The organism is Nocardia neocaledoniensis (genome assembly GCF_003182135.1).
In the GTDB taxonomy this organism is placed as follows: domain Bacteria; phylum Actinomycetota; class Actinomycetes; order Mycobacteriales; family Mycobacteriaceae; genus Nocardia; species Nocardia neocaledoniensis.
Genome location: NZ_QGTL01000003.1, coordinates 569,776 through 594,513 on the forward strand (window position 1 = coordinate 569,776; position 24,738 = coordinate 594,513).

The window sequence follows — 24,738 nt, forward strand, 5'->3', positions numbered from 1 at the left end:
AAATACCATGGCCTCCGTGACCGAACGCGCCGCCGCCACCGTCCTCGTCGTCGACGACGATCCCGATGTCCTCGCCTCGGTCGAACGCGGGCTGCGCCTGTCCGGCTTCCAGGTGCTGGTGGCCCGCGACGGCGCCGCCGCGCTGCGTTCGGTGACCGAGCACGCCCCCGACGCGGTGGTGCTCGACATGAACATGCCGGTACTCGACGGCGCCGGAGTCGTGACGGCCTTGCGCGCGATGGGCAACGACGTGCCGGTCTGCGTGCTCAGCGCCCGCTCCTCGGTGGACGACCGGATCGCCGGGCTGGAGTCCGGCGCCGACGACTATCTGGTGAAGCCGTTCGAGCTGGCCGAGCTGGTCGCCAGGATCCGCGCGCTGCTGCGCCGCCGCACCGATACAGCGGAACCCGCGGCGCCCGGCACGATCACCGTCGGGCCGCTGCAGATCGATGTGGCCGGCTATCGCGCGCTGCTGCACGGCCGGGAAATCGAGCTCACCAAACGCGAATTCGAATTGCTCTCGACGCTCGCCAGGAATGCGGGTGTGGTGCTGACCAGGGAGCGGCTGCTCGAATTGGTGTGGGGTTACGACTTCGTCGCCGATACGAATGTCGTCGACGTGTTCGTGGGATATCTGCGCCGCAAACTCGAAATAGATGACACGCCAAGGATTCTGCACACGATCCGGGGCGTCGGGTTTGTGCTCCGGGAACCCAAATGACTCCCGAGCTTTCATCGAAAGTTCATCGGAGACAATCGTTTTCGTTGCGCTCCCGCGTCGCGGGGGCCGCCGCCGCCGGCGCCGTCATCATCGTGACGATCGCCGCGTTCGTCGGCTTCCAGGCAATCGAACGCAACAATGTGACCCAGACCGATCAGCAGCTCGAGATCGCCTCGAGGATCGTGCTGATCGAACCGGTGCTGGCGACGGGATTCGTCAACCTGACCGGGCTGCAGAACACCATGGCGCTCACCGTGCGCGACAACGGCCAGGTGACCGCGTCGAGTTCCACCCAGCTCCCGGATCTGCCGCCGGGCTCGCAGACCGTCGTGGTGGACGATCAGCCCTACCGGGTGCTCACCTCCACCGAGAACCAACCGGCCGGCCGCACCGTCTCCCTCGCCATCCCGACCACCGAGGCCGCCAAGGCCACCGCCGACCAGCAGCGCTGGGTGCTCGCGGGCGCGGCGATCGCCGTGGCGGCCGCGGCGGCGCTGGGCTGGCTGCTGGCCGGGCGGGCCGTGCGGCCGATCGTGAAGCTCACCGAACAGGTCTCGGCGCGCAGCGGATTCGGCGACCCGGACGCCTCGGCGCAGCCGGTCGACGGCTCCGGCGTCGACGAGGCGGTGAAGCTGGCCGATGCCGTGAACACCATGCTGGCCCGCGTCGACGAGGCGCAGGCGGAGACGGCCGCGGCACTCGAGACGGCCCGCGACTTCGCCGCCGTGTCGGCCCATGAGCTGCGCACCCCGCTGACCGCGATCCGCACCGACCTCGAGGTCCTGCGCACCCTCGACCTCACCGAGGCCCAGCGCCGGGAGATCCTCGACGACCTCGCCCGCAACGAGACCAGGATCGAGACCACGCTCACCGCGCTCGAACGCCTGGCCCGCGGCGATCTCACCGCCGAGGCCGATCACGTGCCCACCGATGTGGCCGACCTCTGCGACCAGGCCGCGCACGACGCGATGCGCCACTACCCGGGCCTGTCGGTCCGCATCGAGACCGACGCCGAGCTCATCACCCTCGGCCTGCCCGCCGGGCTGCGGCTGGCCGTCGACAACGCGCTCACCAACTCGGTCAAGCACGGTGGCGCGACCCGGGCGATAGTCTCGGCGCACCGCACCGGCGCCGACCGCATCGTCATCGCCGTCGACGACAACGGCTCCGGGGTGCCGCCCGCCGAGCGCGAGGCCGTGTTCGCCCGCTTCGCCCGTGGCGTCAACGCCAGCAAGGGCGGCTCGGGCCTCGGTCTCGCGCTGGTCGCCCAGCAGGCCCAATTGCACGGCGGCAGCGCCCGTTTCGAGGCCAGCGGATTGGGCGGGGCACGGCTGGTGCTCGATCTGCCGATTCGCAGACCCGACCGGACAGCGAAAAACCCCGCCTCCGAAGCGGAGACGGGGCCGTTCAGCTAACGCTCAGCGTCAGGGCAGGACCTGCGGCACCGACTCCGGGATCACCAGGCCGATGACCGCGCCGATCACGGCGCCGGTCAGCGCCATGTTGATGATGCCGGGAACGGCGCAGAACACGTAGCCGATGATGAACGCGGCCAGCGCCGGGATGCACAGGATCGCGGCGGCGATCGCGCCGACGGTGGCGCCCGCGGCGGCGCCGTTCTGCACCGGATCGTGGTTGGCGGCCGACGGGTCGGTCGCGATGTTCTTCAGCTCGGTGCTGGTGTCGGTGGACAGCTGCGGGGCCATCGCGAGGCTCTTGCCGTCCTCGGAGACCACCGAGGCGATCGCGACGGCGTTGCCGGTGGCCGTGGTGAACTTCAGCGGCACCTGGCCGACGACGGCGCCGGTACCCGAGACCACCGTGACGGCATCGGGAGTGAGCACGAACCGGCCGTTGTCGACGGTCGCGGAGATGCTGCGCAGGTCCGGCGCGACGACGGTGCGGAAGTCGACGCCGCCCTCGGTGCCCGCGCTCGACAGGCCGGTGGCGATCTGCGCCTGACGCTCGGTGTCGACGTCGGCCGCCGCGGTGCCCGCGGTGACCAGCGAGGTGGCGACGACCAGCGGCAGCGCCGCGACCAGCGCGCGGCGCGCGGAACGAATGATGTTGTGGTTACCCATGTTCGATGTCTCCCTCCCGATGCCCCCGGTGAATCCCCGCAACCCCCGGACGAATCGAAAAAATTCTCGATGTCGATTGACTCGAGATTTGTACCGGATGTACCGGGACCACGAAAGCAGATGTGACGCACCACATATCGCGGGAAGGTTTGGTCGTCCCGCTCACCGGGAAAGGCTTGTCACCGGCACACCGGCAGTTAACGCCGCGACGGCATCCTCACCGAACTCTCAGACCTCTCCCAATCCGCACTGCGCACTGCACCGATACCGTCGCCGCCATGATCGGAAAACGTGCCCGAGTGGCCTGTCTCGTCGCCGCTGTCGCACTCACCGCGGGCGGCATCGCCGCGTGCGCGGGCGGCGGTGCGGCGCCGACCGGATACGCGTTGGTCAACGCCGACGCCGGGCCGACCGGGGCGCGCGTCGCCAAGGCCGTCGAGGAGGCGGGCGGCTACGAGTGGACGGTGGCGAAGCCCGGTGAGATCGATCCGGCCGATTACGCCGCGGTGATCACCCTGCCCGAGAACCTCACGGCGTCCATGGCCACGCTGGCCTCCCCGCAACCCCAGCGCGCCAAGGTCACCGTCGCCGCGCACGACGGCGCCGACGAGGGCGAGGTGAACGGAGCCGTCGCCGCCGTCACCCACCGGATCGGCGCGTCCGGGGTGGACGCCGCGCTGGCCGCGGTGGCGCAGGCACGCAACCAGATGACCTCCGTGCAGTTCACCGCGCAGCTGCTCAGCGCCGGGGTGAACGCGGCCGCCGACGGCGCCGCCCAGTTCAGCGGCGGCGCCGAGGAGATGCTCGGCTTCCTCGACTTCGCGAAACAGGGTGCGGGCGAGCTCACTTCGGCCATCGAGCTGCTCAACCAGACCGTCGACGGTGCGACCACGCAGGCGAATCAGCTCGCCGACGCGCTTGGCGCCACCGGAGTCACCATCGCGGAGGTCGAGCGCAGCGCGGGCGCCATGAGCGCCGGTCTCGACCAGATCCTGCCGCTGCTGCGCGCCCTGCCATTCGCCGGTGATCCGCAGCTGGCCGACATCATCACCAAACTCGAAGCGCTGCGCGGTATTTCGAGCCAGGCGGGCAGCCAGCTCACCGGCCTCGCCGCATTGACCGGTGCCGCCGTGGATCCCGGCACCGACCTGGGCACCCTGCTGCGCACCGTCGTCACCCGCCTCGACAGCGCGCGCGTGCAGCTCAGCCAGGGCGCCGAACTGGCCAAGGGCCTGCCCGCCCTCGCCGACCAGGGCGGCGCCCAGGTCGCCTCCGCCATCGAACAGATGACCACCGGCGTCGGCGCCCTGCAGAACATCGTCGGCAACCTCAACACCCAGACCGGCAAGGCCATCGAAGCCCTCCCCCAGCTCGGCCAGGCCCAGCAATCCGCCCTCGCCCTGGCCCTCACCGACCCCGTCGAGGTCGTCCACGAATAGCGTCGGGGGAACGGCCGGGTCGGTAGGCTCGGCCCATGACGATCCAGGCTGTGGACTCGCTACCGCATCAGATGACGGAAGAGCAGTACCGTCGGCTCCCCGAGGATGTCTCGCGGGAGATCGAGGTGGTACACGGGCATGTCATCGTCTGTGAATCGCCGACGCCCGAACACAACCGGGTGGCCCGTCGGCTCGCGAGCGCCATGGAGGACCTGCCGAGCACCGAGCAGTGCATACGGGCCGAAACCGATATCGACGTCGTGCTCTGGCGGGTTCCGAAGTTCACCTTCCGGCGACCCGACGTCACGGTGTACCGATGCCTTGATCAGCCGGGCGACAAACCGGAGGCGGGCGACGCGCTGATCGTGGTCGAGGTGTCGTCACCGTCGACGGCGGCCGAGGACCTGCTCGACAAGAAGGCCCAGTACGCGCGGGTCGGTATCCCGCTCTATCTCGTCGTCATGCTGGACACGAAATTCGGTATCGCGGAGGTACTCGAGTTCCGGCTCGACGCGCACGCCCGCGAATACCGGCTGCACCAGATCCACCGGGACGGTCTGCTCCGGTTGGAGCATGTGATCGTCGGCGATATCGCTTTCGCGGACCTCATCCGCTGAGTTGCCCGCAGACGACTACGGCCCGCCTCCCTGAGGGAGGCGGGCCGTGTCGTCGGGCTTCGGTCAGTGCGCCTCGAGGAGGTCGATCACGAAGACCAGGGTCTTGCCGGAGAGGTGGTGGCCCGCGCCTGCGGGGCCGTAGGCGAGCTCCGGCGGGATGGTGAGCTGGCGGCGGCCGCCGACCTTCATGCCGGGGATACCGTCCTGCCAGCCCTGGATCAGGCCGCGCAGCGGGAAGGTGATGGATTCGCCACGGTCCCACGAAGAGTCGAACTGCTCGCCGGTCTCGAACTCGACGCCGACGTAGTGCACCTCCACGGTGCCGCCCGGCACCGCTTCCTTGCCTTCGCCCTCGACGAGGTCCTTGATCACGAGCTCGGTGGGCGCGGGGCCCTCCTGGAATTCGATCTCCGGCTTGGTCATTCGGCTATCCCCTTCGATAGTTGAGTAGTCGCCAGACGAGTTGTCGAGATCAGCGGGTGCCGATTTCGAGGTAGTCACGCTCACCGTAGCCGGTGTAGATCTGGCGCGGGCGGCCGATCTTGAGCGGCTCGGAGTGCATCTCACGCCAGTGGGCGATCCAGCCGGGCAGGCGGCCCATGGCGAACAGCACGGTGAACATGCGGGTCGGGAAGCCCATGGCCCGGTAGATGACGCCGGTGTAGAAGTCGACGTTCGGGTACAGGCGACGCGAGACGAAGTAGTCGTCGGTGAGGGCGGCCTCTTCGAGCTGCTTGGCGATGTCGAGCAGCTGGTCGTCGCCGCCGATCTTCGACAGGATCTTGTCGGCGGCCTGCTTGACCAGGGTGGCGCGCGGGTCGTAGTTGCGGTAGACGCGGTGCCCGAAGCCCATGAGCTTCACGCCGTCTTCCTTGTTCTTGACCTTGCGGATGAATTCCTTGACGTCGCCGCCGTTGGCCTTGATCTCGTCGAGCATCTCGAGCACGGCCTGGTTGGCGCCGCCGTGCAGCGGGCCCCACAGCGCGTTGATGCCGCCGGACACCGAGGTGAACAGGTTGGCGTCGGAGGAGCCGACGAGGCGCACGGTCGAGGTGGAGCAGTTCTGCTCGTGATCGGCGTGCAGGATCAGCAGCATGTCGAGCGCGGCGGCGATCTCCGGGTCGACCTCGTACGGCTCGGCCGGGAAGCCGAAGGTCATCCGCAGGAAGTTCTCGACCAGGCTCAGCGAGTTGTCCGGGTAGAGGAACGGCTGGCCGACCGACTTCTTGTACGAGTAGGCCGCGATGGTGGGCAGCTTGGCCAGCAGGCGAATGGTGGACAGCTCGACCTGCTCGGGGTCGCGCGGGTCCAGCGAGTCCTGGTAGTACGCCGACAGCGCGTTCACCGCGGACGACAGCACCGGCATCGGGTGCGCGTTGCGCGGGAAGCCGTCGAAGAACCGCTTCAGGTCCTCGTGCAGCAGGGTGTGGCGGCGGATGCGATCGGTGAAGTCGTCGAGCTGGGCCTGCGTGGGCAGCTCGCCGTAGATGAGCAGGTAGCTGACCTCGATGAAGGTCGAGCGGCCTGCCAGCTGGTCGATCGGGTACCCGCGGTAGCGCAGGATGCCCGCCTCACCGTCGATGTAGGTGATCGCCGACTTGGTCGACGCGGTGTTCATGAAACCGGGGTCGTAGGTGACGTAGCCGGTGCTGGCCAGCAGCTTGCCCAAGTCGAGTCCGTCGTTGCCCTCTGCGGCCTTGGTGACCGAGATCGGGAACTCGCCACCGGGGTACTGCAGTACCGCCTTGGCGTCTTCGGCGACGTTGGTGATGTTCTCAGCGGGCACGGAAGGATCCCTCTCAGGCTAGAACCGTCGGCACCGATGCGGTCGGCACGCGGTGCACTTGCGCTAACGCTAGCTGTTGTTCGGTCGAGGCGAGCAATCAGGGGTTGTCCTGCGCTGTTCTCACACCGAGCCCGTCAGACGGTGAGGTCGAATCGGAGTGCGCGCGACCCACCCGGTAGCGCACGAACGCGGGAAAGGCCAGCGCTGCGAGAACCACCCCGATCACGACCAGGACGCCACCACCCGCGGCAGCTACAGCGGTACCCAGGCTGGCGGCCGCGAAACCGTGGGCAACATCACCGACCCGCGGTCCACCCGCCACGACCACGATGAATACGCCCTGCAACCGCCCGCGCATCTCGTCGGTGGAGACGTTGAGCAGCATCGCGGTGCGGAAGGCGGCCGAGATCATGTCGACCGCGCCGCCGAGCGCGAGGAACGCCACCGCGATCCACAACCACACGCCCAGCCCGAACACGTGGCCCGCGAGCCCGACCGCGACCCCGAAGCCGACCATCGCCAGCCCCCAGACCGCGATGCAGACGATCACCGCAAGCCCCTGCCTGCGGATGCGCGGCACCCAGCCGGAGAAGACGCCGCCGAGCACCGCGCCCGCCGAGATCGCGGCGAACAGCAGTCCAAGGGCCACCCCGCCCTCGGCCGGGTCGTGGAAGGTCTCGTGCGCGATCTGCGGGAACAGCGCGCGCGGCATGCCGAACACCATGGCGATGATGTCGACGACGAACGAGGCGAGCAGGATCCGCTGGCCGGTCAGGTACCGGAAGCCGTCGAGCACGGCGCGCAGTCCGGCCCTGCGCTGGTCACCGGTCGGCGGGAAGGCGGGCAGTTTCCACACCGCCCACAGCGTCGCGAGCAGGGCGATCGCGTCGAGCAGGTACAGCGTGGGCAGCCCGAGCACCGGGATCAACATGCCCGCGAGCACCGGTCCGGCGATCATGCCGACGTTCTGCACGGTCATGCTCAGCGAGCTGGCCGCGGCGATCTGCTCCGGCGGCAGCAGGCGGGCGATGGCCGCGCTGCGGGTGGGCTGGTTGACCGCGAAGAACGCCTGCTGCGCGGCGAAGAGCCCGAGCACCAGCCACACGTTGTTCAACCCGAGCGCGGCCTGGACCCAGAACGCGACGGCCGTCGCGCCGGTGCCGGCGGTGGTGATGATCAGCAGCGTGCGCCGGTCCATCACATCGGCGAGCGCGCCGCCCCACAGCCCGAACACGATCAGCGGCACCAATCCGAACAGCCCGGACAGGCCGACATAGCCGGAGCTACCGGTGATCTGGAAGATCTGCTGCGGCACCGCGACCACCGAGAGCTGCGCGCCGATGACGGTGACGATGTTGGTCGTCCAGAGCCTGCGGTAGTCGGGATTCCGCAGGGGTTCGGTGTCGGCGAGCAGTTTCACTCACGGGACGCTAGCGATCACCGCGGAAAGATCCCACGATTTTTTCGGTGACATAGGCCACCTACGGCTGCAGCCGCTCCACCCTGGTGTGCTCGCCGTCGATCCGGACCACGATGCGGTTGTGCAGGCGCCCGCGCCTGCCCTGCCAGAACTCGACCTCGTCGGGGCGCAGCAGATAGCCGCCCCAGAACGGCGGCACGGGGATGTCGTCGACGTCGGCGAAGCGGGCCGTGGTCTCGGCGAGCGTGCGGTCGAGTTCGGCGCGCGAGGCCACCGGCTTCGACTGCGCCGAGGCCCAGGCGCCGAGCCGCGATTCGCGCGGCCGCGCCTGCCAGTAGGCGGCGGTGACCTCGGCGGGGACCCGTTCGGTCACCCCGCGCACGTGCACCTGCCTGGCCAGCGCGGGCCAGACGAAGGTCGCCGCCGCGTACGGGTCGGCGGCGAGCTGGCCGCCCTTGGCCGAGTCGTAGTTCGTATAGAACGTCACGCCCTCGGGCGAGAGACCCTTGCACAGGACCGTGCGCGCGACCGGTCGCGGCACCGGTCCCGCCAGGGAGACGGTGGCCAGCACCATCGCGTTGGGCTCGGCGACGCCGAGCATGGTGGCCTGCTCGATCCAGTTGCGCAGCAACGGTTCCCAGCCGCCGGCCACCCAGGTCTCGTCCAGGTCGGGTTCGACGGCGGGAGCCGAGAGCGGGTCGCCGTAGTCGACGCGCATGCGGGCGAGGTCGGGCGAGGCGGCCGCGGAAGGGTCCTGGTCACGCATAGGGGTGAGGTTACTCCGGGGTATCGGCGGGACTATGGTTGCGGTGATCGGCATGCCCCCGCAAGGAGAGTCACCATGACTACCAGCTCGGTACCCCAGGATTTCGTCAGCGGATTGGAAGGCGTGGTGGCCTTCACCACCGACATCGCCGAGCCGGACAAAGACGGTGGCGCCCTGCGCTACCGCGGCGTCGACATCGAGGACCTGGTCACCAACCGGGTCACCTTCGGCGACGTGTGGGCCCTGCTGGTCGACGGCCAGTTCGGCCGCGGCCTCCCGCCGGCCGAGCCCTTCCCGCTGCCGGTGCACACCGGCGACGTGCGCGTCGACGTGCAGGCGGGCCTGGCCATGCTGGCCCCCATCTGGGGCTACGAGCCGCTGCTCGACATCGACGACGAGACCGCCCGCGAGAACCTCGCGCGCGCCTCGGTGATGGCGCTGTCCTACGTGGCGCAGTCGGCGCGCGGCATCTATCAGCCGGCCGTTCCGCAGCGCAAGATCGACGAGTGCACCACCGTCACCGAGCGGTTCATGACCCGCTGGAAGGGTGACCCGGACCCGCGCCACACCGAGGCCATCGACGCCTACTGGGTCTCGGCCGCCGAGCACGGCATGAACGCCTCCACCTTCACCGCCCGCGTCATCGCCTCCACCGGCGCCGACGTGGCAGCCTCGCTGTCCGGCGCGATCGGCGCCATGTCGGGCCCGCTGCACGGCGGCGCCCCGGCCCGCGTGCTGCCGATGATCGAGGCCGTCGAGCAGTCCGGTGACGCGCGCGCTCTGGTCAAGGGCATCCTGGACCGCAAAGAGAAGCTGATGGGCTTCGGTCACCGCGTGTACCGCGCCGAGGACCCGCGCGCCCGCGTGCTGCGCGCCACCGCCAAGCGCCTCGACGCCCCGCGCTACGAGGTCGCCGCCGCCTTGGAGCAGGCCGCCCTGGCCGAGCTGCGCGAGCGTCGTCCCGACCGCGCCATCGAGACCAACGTCGAGTTCTGGGCCGCGGTCATCCTCGATTTCGCCGAGGTCCCGGCCCACATGATGCCCGCCATGTTCACCTGCGGCCGCACCGCCGGCTGGTGCGCCCACATTCTCGAGCAGAAGCAGCTGGGCAAGCTCGTGCGCCCCGCCGCCATCTACACCGGCCCCGGCCCCCGCAAGCCGGAAGAGGTCGCCGGCTGGTCCACCATCGCCGGCTGACCCACCCCCACCCCGCTGATCGGGCGTCGACGGCCACTCGCACCGTCGACGCCCGATCGTTTGCTGTCCGGCCTCAGAACTTCCAATTCATCACTTGACGTGGTGTCACCGTGCTCAGGAACCGGACATGATCGACCGCGTTCACAATCTCCATGCCACGCGGCGTGAAGGAACCACCCAAGCCGACGGCGGGAACGCAGCCATACATCGTCGCGTCGGTCAGCCCGCCCAGCTTCTTACGCAGGCGCCCGAACAACGGCTTGCCATCGTCACCGTCCACATCCAGACTCCCGAAATCAGAGTCGAGGGCCGCGAGGATCTGGAGATCTATGTCCAACTCATCGCCCATATCTGCCGAGCGGTCTACAGGGATGACGAATCCATCTTTGGGGTTGATTGTCAAACTCTTACCAGTGTTCTTTCCCCACATGGTCATCGTTCCGAAGGCAGTGCGTTTGAAGGGAACCCACTCATCACGAAACGGAAGTCGCAGACCAGATATCCATTCATCGACTACAGGCTGCCATTCCTCCGGATTACACAACCAAAGCAAACCATCAGCATACCCGGAAAATCCCGCCGCCTTCCAAACGCCTTGCAGTAGCGTGGGGACAACCCCCGAATACCGATCGACTATGCGATCCTCTGCGGGCACTGTCGCATACGGGTTCCCCAGATTGACCAAGACCCGCTCTATCCGCAATTGACTCAAGGGTTTAGTCTCCATTCGACATTCATCAGTTCATGACCGCGTCCACTAGCTACCAGGTTTCGAGCATACATTTGTATTGCCAGATGATTTCGTCCCTTCCACTGGCTTCCGATGGATGAGTTCACACCAAGGTCACCAAGCCTCGGCAAACCGCTCGAATCCAGCCGTATAACGTCCGCACCGCCACCTATGATATCCGGTTCATGCAGCGCTGCCATGCCTTTCATTCTGTCTTTGACAATTTTCTCAGCATATTCGGTCGGACTAAGGCCGTTAAGCGCCGCAGGATTGAGTAGAGCAAGCCTCTGGGCATTTTCCTTTTCCGATTCAACTGCCAACTTTTCGTACTGCTTTCGCGCATTCTTTTGCGCGTTTCCGCCCCGGTGCGCCGTGTTGAGGTTGTTTACCACTTCTGCGGCTGTAAGATTATTCAATCCGTTGATCTGCCCCGTCAATTGATCGACCATCTCCAGCGGCTTCGCCCGGACGCCGGGGCTGACTCCATAGTGAAAGTCTAGTAGAAGAGGGTCGGAAGCACGAGGCCGGACCGGCCCAACATTGTTGTCCGGGTTACGAACTCGCCCGCTCCAGCGTGGACTCAACCCGGAGTGCGCCGGTGCTGAGCGCAGCGGCGACGAGGCGGAAAAGACCGATCCCGTCGTAGAAGTACGGCCGCCGACACCGACGCTGGCCGGGTACAGGCCTCCGGTCCACTCCAATTCACCGAGCGCCTGCGCGAACGATCGAATACGGTCCGGCAGCCGAACGAGGGCTGACTTCAAGTCGTCGAACCGACCGGGATTGAGGTATGGGGAGAACGGTGAGTACGACGGAACGGCCGGACGCGATGCGGCGGGTGGCGTTACCTCTCCGGCGCGATCCGGCAGCCTGGTCGACCGCGATTCGACCGGCATCTGTCCGTTCGGCGCTGCGCTCATCCTCGGCGCCGCCCCAGTTGGGTCCGGGTCATTCAGTCGAGACGCGGGTGAGGGTCCCGTCGTTCGGGGTGGCGCGCTGTATGGATTGGCTCGCTGCCGGTAGTTTTCGACAGCGTCGCCGAGTTGACGTTGCTGGGTAGTTCGACCGATTCGTGCCGCGTCGGCGGCGTTGTCTGCCGCAGCGAGGGCTTCCCAGGTTTTCGGAGCGATTCTGCGTAGACCGGCTTTGGCCGCCGCTCCGGTCAGGGTGCCGAGGCCAGGGACGATCGAGGCAGTGTTGATGCCGAGCTCGGCGGCTGCCCAGGCGATTTCCGCACCGCTGTAGTCGCCCCGGCCGTGGGCGGCGTCCCACAGGATGAGCGCCGGTCCCACGGTCACGCCGACCAAGACGTCGTTTAGTCCTTGTTTCAGGTCGTTCGCCGTGAGTTCGGTGCGGCTTGCTTCGAGTGCTTGTCTGCGGAGCTCGGCCGGGCTGTACATCGACGGTCGGGTGTTGCGCGGCGGGCTGAAGGGGTCGTCGGCGACGGTGATCTGCTGTTGGTCGGCTACCCAGGTAGCTACCGCCGGGTCCAGCCACGGGATCCCTGCTCGATTGAGCCGCTGGATCGCGGCGGATCGTTCCGCGATCTCCGTCTGGTTACGAGGGATGTGGTTGGCCCAAACCAGGTCGTTGAACTGCTCGCCCGGGGTGTACATGGCCGCAGCCAGTCGCGCGCGGGCGACGTCGTACGGCGTCGGGCCGTTCGGGCCGACCCAGACGAGTTGTCCGGCTTCGAAGGTCCGTAGATCGGCTTCGAGTTGCTGCTGGGAGTAGTCCGACCCGGTCCGGAAGATCGTCTGAGGGCTGGTGATCGACTGTGGCAGGACGCCGGGCTGAGCCAGCGGGACCGGCACGGTGCACTCCACGGTGGCCGCGACAACGGGGTCGTCGGTGATCTTTGTCGTCGTGACAGGGGACAAGGCTGGGGTGGTGACCGTTGTTTCGGTAACCATGACGCCATTCGAAGTGGTGGATATCTGCTGGATCGAGCTGTTTTCCGGCAAGGCGGTGGCCACTACGACGGGTAGTTGCGACCCGGGGGCAATCTGTGGATAGTTCGGCACTGTGGCCGGTTCCGTGGCGCCCGGGAGCACACCGAGTTGTTGTAGAGCCATAGGTGATGTGGGGACGGGTTCACTGTCGACCGGGGGCGTGTCGGGCGTCGTGACCGGCGGTGCGACCTCGGGTGTGGATGGCGCGGCCACCGGTGGCGGCGGTGTTGCGGTTTTGGGGACAGCAACCTTCGGCGCTGCGGACTTGTTCGCACCGCGGGCACCATCGGTGGGGGTATCGAGCGGGGCATCGATGGGGTCCGCGTGGATCGGTGATTGCCGCGCATCGTCGAACAGTCGGCGGCTGTTGTAGATCCGGCTCAGTTCGCGTGCGGCGGCCGCAGGCGAGGCCACCGAGACGTTGAACACCCGCGGCTCGCGGTCGTCGAGGGTGGATGTCTGCGTCGCCGCCGGGGTGAGCGAATCGCGCCAACTGATACCGCGAGTGGCCCACTTCGGGGCAGTCATCAGACAGCCCCGGTCTGGACAAGAGCTCGCCGCGGCGGACCAGTGGTAGCGAAATCATCAGGGGCGATGTTGTCCGTATCGAACACGGAATCTCCTGGGTACAGGCACGAAAAAGCCCCGGCCTACCGACCGGGGCTCTCTGTGAGACGTGTGGTTGAAGTCGCCTACGGAAGCGATGTACACGCCAGCACAGCGTGCTACAAGCTGGGTGCAAACCGATTCCGAGGAGACGCTCGGGATCGATTGCTGCGGTGGGCAGATTGATCACGTGAAGGGAACTGCCACCTGCGGTTGAAGCGCGCACGGACCTCAATGCCTGCGACTCACGACCGACAGTCGCTGTCAGACGAAATCTGTTGCACAGAACGCGAATTGGACGCAGCTTCGCCCGAGATCTCCATTGAAGCTCACTGAGCCGACCTGGTCAATAGTCGATCGTGATCACGCAGGTCAATTGGCAATTCGCACCAGAACTCGATCTCGTCCTCAACGAAGGACCTTGGTGCGTAAGCGATTCTGTTCGCTATGGCGACGACAGGCCAAGTGGACACATGCGACGCACGCCCGGCAACCGATCCCAATTACGCGCCGCCCGCCGTCGAGGTCTTCGACAATCTCTCGTACGCCGAGATCTACCAAGGCCATCCGCCAGCGCTATCCGGCGGCGCTCAGCAGCTCGGGCCAACGTTCCTGGCGCCCTCCACCGGGTTCGGCACGAGGCAGAGAAGGCGCACGGCGAGGTCAGGGCAGCTATCGCCGACAGCCGGCGCCGCGGCGCCGCCGTGGTCCGCCATCTCCCGGGAGCTGATTCCCGAACCCTCGTTTCGAACGACCCGATATGTCCGAATCCATTGCCGGGCAGTGGATTCTGACACACGGTATGGTCAGTTGGGCTCTGGCTGGATAACCGAAGGGTCGCTCGATGATGATTGATACCGGGAAAGCTCTGCAGAGGGCCGAATTCGAGCTCATGCGGCTCGTCAGCAACGCGTTGACCGGCCCGGTCCGCCTCCCCAACCCCTTTCGGCCCAGCCTGCGCGACCAGGTCGCGGGCAAGACGGTGCTGATCACCGGCGCGTCCAGCGGGATCGGGCGGGGGCTGGCCGCGCGCGTCGCCGAGGCGGGGGCGATCGCGGTCGTCACCGCGCGGCGGACGGCGGAGCTGGATCAGCTGGTCGCCGAGATCCGCGGCAAGGGCGGCAGCGCGTTCGCCATCACCTCGGACCTGTCGACGGCCGAGGGGATCGAGAAGCTGGCCGACGACATGCTCGTCGAATTCGGCGCACCGGACATCCTCGTCAACAACGCGGGCCGCTCGATCAGGCGGCCCCTGAACCGGTCCGCGGAACGGCTCCACGATTTCGAACGCACCATGCGCGTCAACTACTTCGGCGCGGTCGGGCTGATCCTCCGGCTGCTACCCGACATGCGCGAGAAGAAAGCCGCCCAGATCATCACCAGCTCGTCGGTCGGCACCCTCACCTACCCGCCGCAGTTCTCCGCCTATGTCGGCTCGAAGGCCGCCTTGGACGCGGTCATGCGCATCGCGGCGATCGAAACCCTCTCCGACGGAGTGGTTTTCACCAAGGTGCACCTACCGATGATCGACACGGCCATGGCCGCCCCCGAGGGCCTGCACGCCTACACCAAACTCCCCGTCGACACCGCGGTCGACATGATGGTCGACGGCATCATCCGCCGCCCCGACGACGTCCAGGACCTGCTCGGCATCGCCGGCGCCTGGCTGAATTTGCTCGCCCCCGGCCTGGTCAAACACGCGCTGCACGCCGTGCACCACAGGATGCCACCCCGCCCGGCTCCCGCCCCCCAGCACCGAACACAGCCCACCGCCCGCGCGCACCAACCGGCCGACTGAGGGTCCCGCTTACCCCCGTGAACACTTCCGACGGGGTGTCGACGGCCCCGAGCCGTCGACACCCGTTTCCGGCCCGCGAAGGGCGTAGCAATTCCGTAGTCCATGCGTAGCACCGCAGGATACGATGGATAAATGACTTCACCAGCCGAACTACCAGAGATCCCCCAACGGGAGCTGCGGAATGAGGCGAGCAGGGTACTGCGGGAAGTTCGCGGCGGGCAGTCCTACACCATCACCGTCGACGGGGCGCCTGTCGCCGACCTGATCCCGCACCGGCACCGGCACCGGCCGCGCCGTGTCGCCGTCCCGCGAGACGAGGTGCTGCGCGCGTTCGCCGACCTCGCTTCGCTGCGAGACACTTCGCTCGCCGACGCCGACAGCGCCATCGACGATTCGCTGTACGACCCTTACGATCGCGCGCACCGGCGAGGCGATTTCGCCGGGGAGGACCCTCGATGACCGTCGAGCCGTCACGGGGACTGGTCGACACGAATGTCGTCATCCTGTTCGACGAACTGGATCCGGCCGAATTGCCGGAGGAGATCGTCGTCAGCTCGATCACCATGGCGGAGTTGGCTTCCGGTCCGCATTACACCACCGATGCCGGCGAACGCGCAGTCCGCATCGAACGTCTGCAGAACGCCGAGGCACTGTTCGATCCCCTGCCGTTCGATACTCGCGCTGCCCGCCGCTTCGGCCACCTGATCGCCGCGGTACTCGCCACCGGGCGAAACCCCAAGCCGCGCCGCGTAGACCTGCTCATCGCCGCTATCGCCTCGACGCACCGGTTGCCGCTGTACACGGTGAATCCCAAGGATTTCGCCGGGCTCGAGGCCCTCGTCGACCTCCGTCCGGTCACCCACCCGGACGAGCGCTAGATCCGCACGCGAGGTCGCGGCAGCGGTCAGGTCAGCGTCGAGAAATCGATGGCGACGGAGGTTCCGCGGTCGACGGTGAAGAAGGCGGCGGTGAGGCGGGTGCCGAGTTCGATCTGGCCGACGGCGGCCAGGGGGACGGGTTGGATCAGGCGGACTCGCCAGGGGGTGGGTTCGTCCCAGGCGCGGAGTTCGAGGTCCAGGCGCAGGATCGGGTCGTCGCGGCCGGTGTAGTCGGCGGCGATCGGGGCGACGGCGAGGACGGTGGCCTCGGCGCGGCGGCCGTTGGCCAGGATCTTGGCGGCGGCGCTGCGGCCGGACTGCGGCACGTCGGGGACGTACAGGGCCACGCGGTCGCGGTCGCCGGGGTCGACCCGGCAGCCGACGGTGTCGCCGGGCTGCATCCATTCCAGGTCCTGGCTACGGACCCGCTGCCGCACCCGCGCGTCGTAGGCCAGTTCGCCGGGCAGCTGCACCCGCACCGCGAACCGGTAGCCGCCTTCGCCGCGGCGCGACCGCACCGACAGCACCGTCGCGGTGGCGGGCAAGCCCCTGATCAGCAGTTCCCGCCGGGAGCTCTCGGCCAGCAACCCCGGCCGCCGCCCGAAGGCCCAGACGAAACGGTCGAGCAGGGTCCGACCCGGGTCGGCCGCGGCGAGACTCATAGCAGAAGAGTAATGCGAATGTTTCGGCCGGAAGGGCGAATTCCCCGCACTCGGCCTCGGCGACACCACACAGCCGCGTTCCGCGAGGCTTGGGCACCCGCCCACTTCGGCGACGGCCGCAGCGGCGCCGAGCGGGTCGCCGCACAGCCCACTCCTGACCCCGCCCCGCGCCGTTCCCCTGAGGCTTGGGCACCCGCCCACTTCGGCGACGGCCGCAGCGGCGCCGAGCGCGCTGCCTCGCAGCCCGTTCCCGACCGAGCCCCTGCCGTCTCGCGAAGCTGGGCACCCGCCCACTTCGCCGACGGCCGTCCCCATGCCGAGTGGGCCGCCTCACAGCCCGTTCCCGACCCCGCCCCCGTGCGCGCCGGACCATCCGCGCACCACTAAACTCGCCCCCATGACCAGTGCGTTCCCGACCATTCCCGCCGACCTCAAGCCCGCCGACGGACGGTTCGGCTGCGGCCCGTCCAAGGTCCGCCCGGAGCAGCTGCAGTCCCTGGTGACTGTCGGCGCCTCCGTGTTCGGCACCTCGCATCGCCAGAAGCCGGTCAAGGACGTGGTGGCGCGGGTGCGCAACGGCCTGCGTGAGCTGTTCTCGCTGCCCGAGGGCTACGAGGTGGTGCTCGGCAACGGTGGCACCACCGCGTTCTGGGACGCCGCCGCCTTCGGCCTGATCCGCGAGCGCTCGCTGCACCTGACCAACGGCGAGTTCTCCTCGAAGTTCGCCTCGGTCGCCAAGGGCAACCCCTTCATCGGCGACCCGATCGTCGTCTCGGCGGAGCCGGGCAGCGCGCCCGAGCCCGTCTCGGACCCGAGCGTCGACCTCATCGGCTGGGCCCACAACGAGACCTCCACCGGTGTCTCCATCCCGGTGTCGCGTCCGGCCGGTTCGGAGAACGCCCTGATCGCCATCGACGCCACCTCGGGCGCGGGCGGTCTGCCGGTGAACATCGCCGACTCCGACGTGTACTACTTCGCGCCGCAGAAGTGCTTCGCCGCCGACGGTGGCCTGTGGATCGCGATCATGAGCCCGGCCGCACTGGCCCGCGTCGAGGAGATCAAGGCCTCGGGCCGCTGGACCCCGGAGTTCCTGTCGCTGCCGATCGCCATCGACAACTCCACCAAGGACCAGACCTACAACACCCCGGCGCTGGCCACTCTGCTGCTGTTCGCCGACCAGATCGAGTGGATGAACGCCAACGGCGGCCTGGACTGGACCGTGAAGCGCACCCTGGATTCTTCCTCGCGCCTGTACTCGTGGGCCGAGTCGAGCTCCTTCGCCACCCCGTACGTCACCGACCCGGCGCACCGCTCGCAGGTCGTGGGCACCATCGACTTCGACGACGCGGTCGACGCCGCCCAGGTCGCGAAGATCCTGCGGGCCAACGGCATCGTCGACACCGAGCCGTACCGGAAGCTGGGTCGTAACCAGCTGCGTGTCGGCATGTTCCCGGCGATCGATCCGGAAGACGTTTCGCAGCTGACCCGTTCGATCGACTGGGTCGTCGGCCAGCTCTGACACAATTCGGTCATCGGGCCGGTGCGCGGCGAACTATTTCCGGTTCGCGGCGCACCGGCCCTTTGCGTAGACGCGCCACGGATTCGCAATATTCGCATCACACGGGCGGTTCCAGCCCGGATAATTGATGTTGATCCATCACCAAAACGCCTGTACACGTGCGGGATTCGTGCGCTGAGCCGATCAGATTAGCGGTACCAGCCCGCTCGGTGCGCGATTTCGGTCGTGCGTGTCTGCTGCCGCGGGCAAGTAATGTGCACTACTGTCTAGGAAAGTGGGCGGTGTCGTAGCCGACGCGATAGGGAGGTAACGGTGCGTGAACTTCGAGTGATCGGGGTGACGCCCGACTCCACGCACATCGTGTGCAGTGACACCGAGTCCGGCACCAAGTTCCGGTTGCCCGCCGATGACAAGCTCCGCGCGGCGGCGCGCGGCGACCTCGCACGATTCGGCCAGATCGAGATCGAAACGGAGGCGTCCATGCGTCCTCGCGATATCCAGGCCCGCATTCGAGCCGGAGCGTCCGTCGAGCAGGTCACGGCGGAATCCGGCATGCCGGCGAGCAAAGTCGAACGTTTCGCCTATCCGGTGTTGCTGGAACGTGCCCGGGCCGCCGAACTGGCGCAGAAGGCGCATCCCGTTCGCCCCGACGGTCCGGCCGTGGAAACGCTGCACGAGATCGTCACCGCGGCCTTCGCCGAGCGCGGCCACACCATCGAACAGGCCGAATGGGACGCCTGGAAGGACGAGAAGGGATTCTGGGTCGCCCAATTGCAGTGGCGGCACGGACACTCCGAGATCGCGGCGCACTGGCGGTACCAGCCCGACGCGCACGGCGGCTCGGTCTCCCCGCTCGACGATCCGGCCAACGACCTGATCGACCCCGACTTCGGCCGTGCGCTGCGCGGCCTGGCCACCATCCTGCCCACCCCGGCGCAGCAGGCCGCGCCGGTCGTGGAACCGCCGACCCCGGTGGAGCCGCGGCCGCGTGAGCAGGTCGCGCCGACCGCGCGCCCGACGGCCCGGCCCGCCCAGCCCACCCTGGACGAGTACTACGAGCAGCGCGCCGTCGCCGCCGGTGGTGGCGCTGCCGCGATCCCGGCCGCGCCCGCGCCCGCGGCGCCGATCCCGGCCGTCCCGGCGACGCCGAGTCAGCCCGCGGCCAAGCAGGACACGGAGCCGGAGGCGACGCCGAAGGAAGCCGCGCCGGAGAAGCCCGCCGCGAAGCAGACGCGGGCCAAGCGGGGCAAGGCGCCCATGCCGTCCTGGGAAGACGTCCTGCTGGGCGTCCGCAGCTCCGGGCACTAGAGCGGCCGCCGCGCCGCGCGTCCGGCCGGGCCCGGGTACGAAGAGGCGCAGCGGCGGTCGCGGATCGGTCGACCGGCCCGATCCCGGTGCGTCACCCATGTTCTTGCGCGATCGGTTCGTGGGAGGTGGTTCGATTGCTGGCGGCGTCCACCCTGTGGTACTCCGATGTGGATGATCCGGCCGCCGTCCTGCGCGGTCGGCCCGAGCCCGACCCCGATGCCGCGGCGGCGCTGGCCGGACAGTTGTACGCCGACCACGACCTGCTGCCGATCATGATCGGCACGTTGAACGGGTGCGCGGCGCCGGATCGCGACGAGGTCTACATCGGGTGCTATCCGGGCCTGACGGTCGTGTGCACGGCCGAGGCGTCGCTGGTGCGGCCGACGCGGCTGCCGGATCTGCTGGTGCGGCCGCTGGCGTCGGAGCACACCTACCTGGTCTCGTTCGACACGCGCATCCACTGGGGCGCGTTCGCGCATTGGGAGCGCGGCGAGTTCCGCCGCTCGTTCAGTTCCACGCGCGTCGACATCCTGGAGAACGAGGGCCTGCCGATGGTCTGGGAGCGGCCCTTCTGGGCCGGTGCGCGTCCGGTGCCGTGGCACGAGGGCGCACCGGGACCCCAGACCCTGCCGTTCGACCCGCCCACGTTCGCCGACGCCGCCAACGACGCCTGGCTCGGCTTCGGCTACCGCGCCGCCGAACCCAGGCACCCCGGACCAGGCGATCTCGCTGTCTGCGGCTTCACCCTGTATCCGAAGGGCAAGGCGCCACGGCAGCACACGGTCCAGACGGCCAGCCCCGGCGCGGCCACCCGGCGCCGCCGCGGCTTGCTCGGTTGGCTGCGCGGCAGCGACCGGGTGCTGTGACTCAGCCCAGCTGATCGAACAGCACCGCCAGCCAGCCGAAGACGACCCCGAGCGCCGCACCGGCCAGCACCCACCGCACCACCGGCGTGAACCGCCAGCGCCACGCGGTGGGCGCCACGCCGACCGCCGCGACCACGTTCACCGCCACCGCGAGCAGGGGGTGCACCGCGGCCAGCGCGGCGCCGAACGCGTACACCGCCACGCCGCCGAGCCAGGCCACCAGCACCACCACCGTGAGCCCCGCCGCCCACGGCACCGAATCCGGTTGCGCGCGATAGGGACCGTCGGCCTCTTCTTCGTTCACGACGATCGCACCCGTTCGTAGAAGGCCATGGCCGCGGCCGTCGCGACATTGAGCGAATCGGTACCGGGCGACATCGGGATCCTGGCGCGCACATCGGTGGCGCGCATGGCCTCCTCGGTCAGGCCGGGCCCCTCGGCGCCGAGCAGCAGCGCGACGCGCTCGCCCGTCATCGCGGTGGCCAGGTTGACCGCGGCCGGGTTCGGGGTCAGCGCGATGATCTGGAAGCCGCGCTCGCGCAACGATTCCAGCCCACCCGGCCATTGCGGCAGCTGCGCGAACGGCACCCGCAGCACGTGTCCCATCGAGACCCGCACCGCCCGCCGGTAGAGCGGGTCGGCGCACCGGTCGCCGAACAGCACGGCGTCGGCGCCGAGGCCGGCGGCGTTGCGGAACATGGAGCCGAGATTCTCGTGATCGTTGACGCCTTCGAGCACCGCGACCGTGCGGGCGCCCGCGAGGGCCTCCTCGACCGACAGCGCGGCGGGCCGCGGCGCGACCGCGAGCACACCGCGATTGAGATGGAACCCCACCACCTCCGCCATCACTTCGGCGCTCGCCCGGTAGTAGGGGATGTCGCGGTCGGCCAGATCCTCGGCGAGTGCCTCGTAGCGCTTCGCCGTGCCGAGCAGCGCGCTGGGGGTGAACCGCGAGTCCAGCATCCGCTGCACGACCACCACGCCCTCGGCGATGACCAGGCCCTTGCGGCCGGGCAGGTCGGGCCTGCGGTCGGCGGCGGACAGGTCACGGAAGTCGTCGACGCGCGGGTCGGCGGGGTCGTCGATGTCGATCACTTCGGCCACCGCACAATCCTGGCATGATGGATGCATGAAGCTCGTACAGTTGATCTTGAACATCCTGTGGGTGGTGCTGTGCGGATTCTGGATGGCACTCGGTTACCTGCTCGCCGCCCTGATCTGCTTCATCCTGATCATCACCATCCCGTTCGGCGTCGCCTCGCTGCGCCTGGCCGGATACGTGCTGTGGCCGTTCGGCCGCACCGTGGTGGACAAGCCGAGCGCGGGCGCGGGATCGCTGATCGGGAACGTCATCTGGTTCATCTTCGCGGGTTGGTGGCTCGCCATCGGCCATATCGCCACAAGTCTCGCGCTGGCGGTGACGATCATCGGCCTGCCGTTCGCCTGGGCGAACCTCAAGCTGGTGCCGCTGTCACTGTTCCCGCTCGGCCACGAGGTGGTCGACAAGGACGCTGTGACCAGCTGATCACTCCGATTCGGCGACGATCTGGTTCATGATCGCGACCGCCTGGTCGAGGATCTCGATCTGCTCCGGGGTCAGGCTGGCCAGCCGCTCGGTCATCCACGCCTCGCGGGCGTGGGTCTCGTCGGCGATCAGCGCGCGGCCCGCCGGCGAGAGCGAGACGATGATCTGCCTGCCGTCGGTCGGATGCGGGCGCCGCTGCACCAGGTCCAGGTCCGACAGCGAGGCGATGACGCGGGTCATCGACGGCGGCTGCACCCGTTCCTTGCCCGCGAGCACCCCCGGCGTCATCGCGCCATCGCGCGCCAGCGTCGCGAGTGCCGACAGCTGGGTCAGCGAGATCTGCGCATCGGCACGGCGGCCGCGCAGGTGTCGCGTGAGCCGTACGACGGCCAGTGAGAGGTCACCGGCCAGGGCACGGACGTCGGATGGCGTTGTCACAGTGCAGAACTCTACGGTACGTCCGCGCACCCTGACGGGTTTCAGGTCGGTACTGTTTGGGTATGGATATCGGCCGCGTCGGAACATCGATCCCTGAGCTGCCTCGCGGGCTGGTCGATCCGCGCCCGGTGGTGGTGGCCGGTTTCGTCGCGTGGCTCGTCGCCGCGGTGCTGGCGTGGGTGAATCCGGCCTGGTCAGAGGCTAGACCAGTGTGCGCGATGGGGCTGGTGGTCGGCGCACTCGGCGTGTCGATCTGGCTGGCGCAGCGGCGTTCGGCCCGGCGCGGCGACAAGGGCGCGCAGGTCGGTCTGCCCACCGACTAACCGGTCACCTCGAACTCGGCGCTGGTCCCACTGACCGGACGCAGCGTGCCGTCGGCACCGAGGACGTCCACGTAGTGCACGAAGCGGTGCGTTCCCCTTGCCCCCGCCGGGACGTCCCAGGTGAAGCGCGCGATCGAGACGGCCTCGCCCTCCTTGCGCCAGTGGAACCGCACGTCCCACTCCCCCTCGTTGGCCACGCGCACCCAGTCGGCGCCGCTGCGGCGCTGCACCTCGAGGAAGGTGTCACCGCGGCGGGGATTGTGCTTGGGATGGGCCGAGACGAACTCGACCGCCACCCGCGTCCCCGCGTCGCACCGGGCGGGCGGCTGCGCGAGCACGTCACCGAAGGCGCGTCCGGGCGGCGTCGCGTCGGGTCCCGGCGTCGTGGCGAGGTTCGGTTGCAGCGCGGAGACATCGCGCGGCGCCGGGCCGCGGCCGATCGCGCCGCCCGCCACGAATGCCGCGGCCAGCCTGCTGAATTCCTGCTGGTACGCGCCGAGCGTGTAGCGGCCGAACAGGGTCGAGGCGCCCTCGTACTGCTGGGCGTCGTACTCCTCCGGCGTGGTGACGTACTCGTGGTAGGCGTTCGCGTAGCCCTGCAGCAGCACCTGTTCCACGTCGACACCGAGCACCTGCGCCACCGCGCGGCGCACCCGCAGGCCCGCCACGATCGTGAACTCCGCGCCCGCGGCCGCCAGATAGAGCTCCCCGATCCGGACCAGCTGGATCGGCACCACGTTCGGCACCCACGGCACCGGCGGCAGCAGCCCGAGCGGCACCGCGACCGCCTTGGGTGCCTGGGCGTCGGCCAGCCAGGCGGGGTGCGGATGGTCGATGCCGCCGAGGTACTCGACGAGCGGGTTGCGCACGCCCTCGGGGATCGGGCCGCCGGGCAGGCCGGGCCCGTCCTCGACGCTGCCCGCCGCCAGGGAGACGCCCGCCGCGGCGGGAGCGGTGCGCCGTGGGGCGCCGTCGGGGGTGAAGCGGCCGTCGACGGTGATGTCGGCGAGGTCGATGTAGCACAGCAGCGCGTCGACCGCGCCCGACATCGATACCGCCTGCGCGGCGGCCGCTTTCGAGGCCGCGTACTGACGTTCGCCGATGATCCTGGTGTTCTCGAACTCGTCGGTGGTCGGGCCGTCACCGGGCGCGAGGTTGAGATTGGGCGACATGTCGCCCGCGTTGGTCTGCGCGAACGCGGCGAGGTAGGACGGCTTGCCGTCCAGGTGCCGCACGCCGTGCTCGAGCTGCTCGGCGGCATAGCTGGCGTAGCCCTTGTTGTCCGAGCTGATCAGGCTGTTCGCGTTCGTCATCGAGGTGTTGTGGGTGGCGAACCAGGTGAGCGCGCCGACCTCGCGACCCGCCCTGGTGAACACCAGGGTCGTCACCGCCGGGTCGATCGCGTCGGGGAACAGCGCCCGCTCGGCCGCGGGATTGCGGTCGAAGGCGACGCGGGAGCGGTTCACGCTGGCGTCGCGCAGGGTCGATCGCCCGAGCGCGACGGTGCCCGGCGCGTAATCGGCGTCGGCCGCGGCGATCGCCTCGACGATGCCGTTCACCTCCGCGTCGTAGACCTGCTGCTGAAATCCCAGGGTCGCCAGCGTGTAGGCGTAGTCGTGCGCGGAACCACCACAACTGGCATGGGTGTGCGTGGAGGTGAGGACGACATTTCGCTCGGTATAGCGGTCACCGAATCGCCGCGCGAGCGCGTCGAGTACACCGTGGTGCACCGAGCCGAACACCGCGCCGTTCTCCACCGCCACATACGCGATCCGATTTCCCCCCGACCCGATCACGAAGGCGCGTGCGCGCGGCCGCAGATGAATTCCCGCGGTGGCCTGATCGAGTTGCGAGTAGCCCATCATGCCGCATTCCGCGGCGGGCCCGGTGAGATCGGCGATGCCGAGCCCGAATTCGAATCCGCCCGGATTCGCGCGCGCGGCCCGGCCACCGCCGGGCAGGGTGGCGGCGACGGGCACAGCGGCCATACCCAGCGCCGAGGCGGCCAGGACGGTACGGCGGGACACGGACATCAGACGACTCCTTCGCGACTTCCGGTTCGGAGACAACCACATCAACTGGTCACATGTCCAGCATTTCTGGCGG

General features: G+C 68.7%; 25 protein-coding genes. 13 read left to right on the forward strand and 12 right to left on the reverse strand.

Annotation, left to right across the window (positions count from 1 at the left end):
• Positions 1 to 7: 7 nt before the first annotated feature.
• Both DFR69_RS10710 and DFR69_RS10715 read left to right on the forward strand, forming a co-directional pair.
• Positions 8 to 721, forward strand: a complete 714-nt coding sequence (locus tag DFR69_RS10710; protein ID WP_110037301.1) for a response regulator transcription factor — start codon at positions 8 to 10, stop codon at positions 719 to 721.
• A complete protein-coding gene (locus DFR69_RS10715) occupies positions 718 to 2,136 on the forward strand; it encodes a sensor histidine kinase (RefSeq protein ID WP_167456224.1) in 1,419 nt (472 codons plus the stop codon). The genes DFR69_RS10710 and DFR69_RS10715 overlap by 4 nt, the downstream gene beginning before the upstream one ends.
• Positions 2,137 to 2,145: 9 nt before the next feature.
• Here DFR69_RS10715 and DFR69_RS10720 read toward each other — a convergent pair whose 3' ends face one another.
• The gene (locus DFR69_RS10720; protein WP_110037302.1) at positions 2,146 to 2,802 is read right to left on the reverse strand and encodes a DUF8020 domain-containing protein; all 657 of its coding nucleotides are present in this window, start codon (positions 2,800 to 2,802) and stop codon (positions 2,146 to 2,148) included.
• A 278-nt stretch (positions 2,803 to 3,080) separates the two neighbouring features.
• Between DFR69_RS10720 and DFR69_RS10725 the strand changes: the two genes are divergently transcribed.
• Positions 3,081 to 4,241, forward strand: a complete 1,161-nt coding sequence (locus tag DFR69_RS10725) for a YhgE/Pip domain-containing protein (RefSeq protein WP_167456225.1) — start codon at positions 3,081 to 3,083, stop codon at positions 4,239 to 4,241.
• Positions 4,242 to 4,276: 35 nt separating this feature from the next.
• Positions 4,277 to 4,858: a Uma2 family endonuclease gene (locus DFR69_RS10730; protein WP_110037304.1), complete on the forward strand. Its 582-nt coding sequence runs from the start codon at positions 4,277 to 4,279 to the stop codon at positions 4,856 to 4,858.
• A 63-nt stretch (positions 4,859 to 4,921) separates the two neighbouring features.
• Here DFR69_RS10730 and DFR69_RS10735 read toward each other — a convergent pair whose 3' ends face one another.
• From DFR69_RS10735 to pdxH, 4 genes are all read right to left on the reverse strand, one after another.
• Positions 4,922 to 5,281 carry an FKBP-type peptidyl-prolyl cis-trans isomerase gene (locus tag DFR69_RS10735; RefSeq protein ID WP_110037305.1) on the reverse strand — a complete coding sequence of 120 codons (360 nt, stop codon included), beginning with the start codon at positions 5,279 to 5,281 and terminating at the stop codon, positions 4,922 to 4,924.
• Between the two features lie 49 nt (positions 5,282 to 5,330).
• Complete coding sequence (locus tag DFR69_RS10740; RefSeq protein ID WP_110037306.1) at positions 5,331 to 6,644, reverse strand: citrate synthase; 1,314 nt, start codon at positions 6,642 to 6,644, stop codon at positions 5,331 to 5,333.
• A gap of 97 nt (positions 6,645 to 6,741) precedes the next feature.
• Positions 6,742 to 8,064, reverse strand: coding sequence for an MFS transporter (locus DFR69_RS10745; RefSeq protein WP_110037307.1), 1,323 nt, complete (start codon positions 8,062 to 8,064; stop codon positions 6,742 to 6,744).
• Positions 8,065 to 8,125: 61 nt separating this feature from the next.
• Positions 8,126 to 8,830: a pyridoxamine 5'-phosphate oxidase gene (gene pdxH / locus DFR69_RS10750; protein WP_110037308.1), complete on the reverse strand. Its 705-nt coding sequence runs from the start codon at positions 8,828 to 8,830 to the stop codon at positions 8,126 to 8,128.
• 75 nt (positions 8,831 to 8,905) lie between these two features.
• Between pdxH and DFR69_RS10755 the strand changes: the two genes are divergently transcribed.
• Positions 8,906 to 10,027, forward strand: coding sequence for a citrate synthase 2 (locus tag DFR69_RS10755; RefSeq protein ID WP_110037309.1), 1,122 nt, complete (start codon positions 8,906 to 8,908; stop codon positions 10,025 to 10,027).
• Between the two features lie 73 nt (positions 10,028 to 10,100).
• On the opposite strand, the gene DFR69_RS10760 is transcribed toward DFR69_RS10755, so the two are convergent.
• Together DFR69_RS10760 and DFR69_RS10765 are read right to left on the reverse strand one after the other, a co-directional pair.
• Positions 10,101 to 10,754, reverse strand: a complete 654-nt coding sequence (locus DFR69_RS10760; RefSeq protein ID WP_110037310.1) for a GAD-like domain-containing protein — start codon at positions 10,752 to 10,754, stop codon at positions 10,101 to 10,103.
• On the reverse strand, positions 10,736 to 13,138 hold the full coding sequence (locus DFR69_RS10765) for a polymorphic toxin type 15 domain-containing protein (protein ID WP_146229250.1): 2,403 nt from the start codon (positions 13,136 to 13,138) through the stop codon (positions 10,736 to 10,738). Before DFR69_RS10765 ends, DFR69_RS10760 begins: the two co-directional genes overlap by 19 nt.
• A 1,021-nt stretch (positions 13,139 to 14,159) precedes the next feature.
• Here DFR69_RS10765 and DFR69_RS10770 point away from each other — a divergent pair.
• From DFR69_RS10770 to DFR69_RS10780, 3 genes are all read left to right on the forward strand, one after another.
• Positions 14,160 to 15,113, forward strand: a complete 954-nt coding sequence (locus tag DFR69_RS10770) for an SDR family NAD(P)-dependent oxidoreductase (protein ID WP_110037312.1) — start codon at positions 14,160 to 14,162, stop codon at positions 15,111 to 15,113.
• A 132-nt stretch (positions 15,114 to 15,245) separates the two neighbouring features.
• Positions 15,246 to 15,572: a type II toxin-antitoxin system Phd/YefM family antitoxin gene (locus DFR69_RS10775; RefSeq protein ID WP_110037313.1), complete on the forward strand. Its 327-nt coding sequence runs from the start codon at positions 15,246 to 15,248 to the stop codon at positions 15,570 to 15,572.
• Positions 15,569 to 15,991 carry a type II toxin-antitoxin system VapC family toxin gene (locus DFR69_RS10780; RefSeq protein WP_110037314.1) on the forward strand — a complete coding sequence of 141 codons (423 nt, stop codon included), beginning with the start codon at positions 15,569 to 15,571 and terminating at the stop codon, positions 15,989 to 15,991. Before DFR69_RS10775 ends, DFR69_RS10780 begins: the two co-directional genes overlap by 4 nt.
• A gap of 26 nt (positions 15,992 to 16,017) precedes the next feature.
• Here DFR69_RS10780 and DFR69_RS10785 read toward each other — a convergent pair whose 3' ends face one another.
• Positions 16,018 to 16,653 carry a hypothetical protein gene (locus tag DFR69_RS10785; RefSeq protein WP_110037315.1) on the reverse strand — a complete coding sequence of 212 codons (636 nt, stop codon included), beginning with the start codon at positions 16,651 to 16,653 and terminating at the stop codon, positions 16,018 to 16,020.
• Positions 16,654 to 17,050: 397 nt separating this feature from the next.
• On the opposite strand from DFR69_RS10785, the gene serC reads away from it, so the two are divergent.
• From serC to DFR69_RS10800, 3 genes are all read left to right on the forward strand, one after another.
• Positions 17,051 to 18,172, forward strand: a complete 1,122-nt coding sequence (gene serC / locus DFR69_RS10790) for a phosphoserine transaminase (RefSeq protein ID WP_110037316.1) — start codon at positions 17,051 to 17,053, stop codon at positions 18,170 to 18,172.
• 312 nt (positions 18,173 to 18,484) lie between these two features.
• On the forward strand, positions 18,485 to 19,480 hold the full coding sequence (gene sepH, locus DFR69_RS10795; protein WP_110037317.1) for a septation protein SepH: 996 nt from the start codon (positions 18,485 to 18,487) through the stop codon (positions 19,478 to 19,480).
• 134 nt (positions 19,481 to 19,614) lie between these two features.
• Complete coding sequence (locus tag DFR69_RS10800; protein WP_373867009.1) at positions 19,615 to 20,346, forward strand: DUF6928 family protein; 732 nt, start codon at positions 19,615 to 19,617, stop codon at positions 20,344 to 20,346.
• Between the two features lies 1 nt (position 20,347).
• On the opposite strand, the gene DFR69_RS10805 is transcribed toward DFR69_RS10800, so the two are convergent.
• The gene (locus DFR69_RS10805) at positions 20,348 to 20,650 is read right to left on the reverse strand and encodes a DUF2537 domain-containing protein (protein ID WP_186817339.1); all 303 of its coding nucleotides are present in this window, start codon (positions 20,648 to 20,650) and stop codon (positions 20,348 to 20,350) included.
• Positions 20,647 to 21,450 carry a TrmH family RNA methyltransferase gene (locus DFR69_RS10810; protein ID WP_110037319.1) on the reverse strand — a complete coding sequence of 268 codons (804 nt, stop codon included), beginning with the start codon at positions 21,448 to 21,450 and terminating at the stop codon, positions 20,647 to 20,649. The genes DFR69_RS10805 and DFR69_RS10810 overlap by 4 nt, the downstream gene beginning before the upstream one ends.
• Before the next feature lie 25 nt (positions 21,451 to 21,475).
• Here DFR69_RS10810 and DFR69_RS10815 point away from each other — a divergent pair, with 25 nt between their 5' ends.
• Complete coding sequence (locus DFR69_RS10815; protein ID WP_110037320.1) at positions 21,476 to 21,871, forward strand: YccF domain-containing protein; 396 nt, start codon at positions 21,476 to 21,478, stop codon at positions 21,869 to 21,871.
• Here the strand turns inward: DFR69_RS10815 and DFR69_RS10820 are convergent, their stop codons facing one another.
• Positions 21,872 to 22,309, reverse strand: coding sequence for a MarR family winged helix-turn-helix transcriptional regulator (locus tag DFR69_RS10820; RefSeq protein ID WP_110037321.1), 438 nt, complete (start codon positions 22,307 to 22,309; stop codon positions 21,872 to 21,874).
• A 62-nt stretch (positions 22,310 to 22,371) separates the two neighbouring features.
• Between DFR69_RS10820 and DFR69_RS10825 the strand changes: the two genes are divergently transcribed.
• On the forward strand, positions 22,372 to 22,632 hold the full coding sequence (locus DFR69_RS10825) for a DUF2530 domain-containing protein (protein WP_110037322.1): 261 nt from the start codon (positions 22,372 to 22,374) through the stop codon (positions 22,630 to 22,632).
• Here the strand turns inward: DFR69_RS10825 and DFR69_RS10830 are convergent.
• Positions 22,629 to 24,665: a neutral/alkaline non-lysosomal ceramidase N-terminal domain-containing protein gene (locus DFR69_RS10830; protein ID WP_110037323.1), complete on the reverse strand. Its 2,037-nt coding sequence runs from the start codon at positions 24,663 to 24,665 to the stop codon at positions 22,629 to 22,631. The genes DFR69_RS10825 and DFR69_RS10830 overlap by 4 nt on opposite strands.
• Positions 24,666 to 24,738 lie beyond the last annotated feature (73 nt).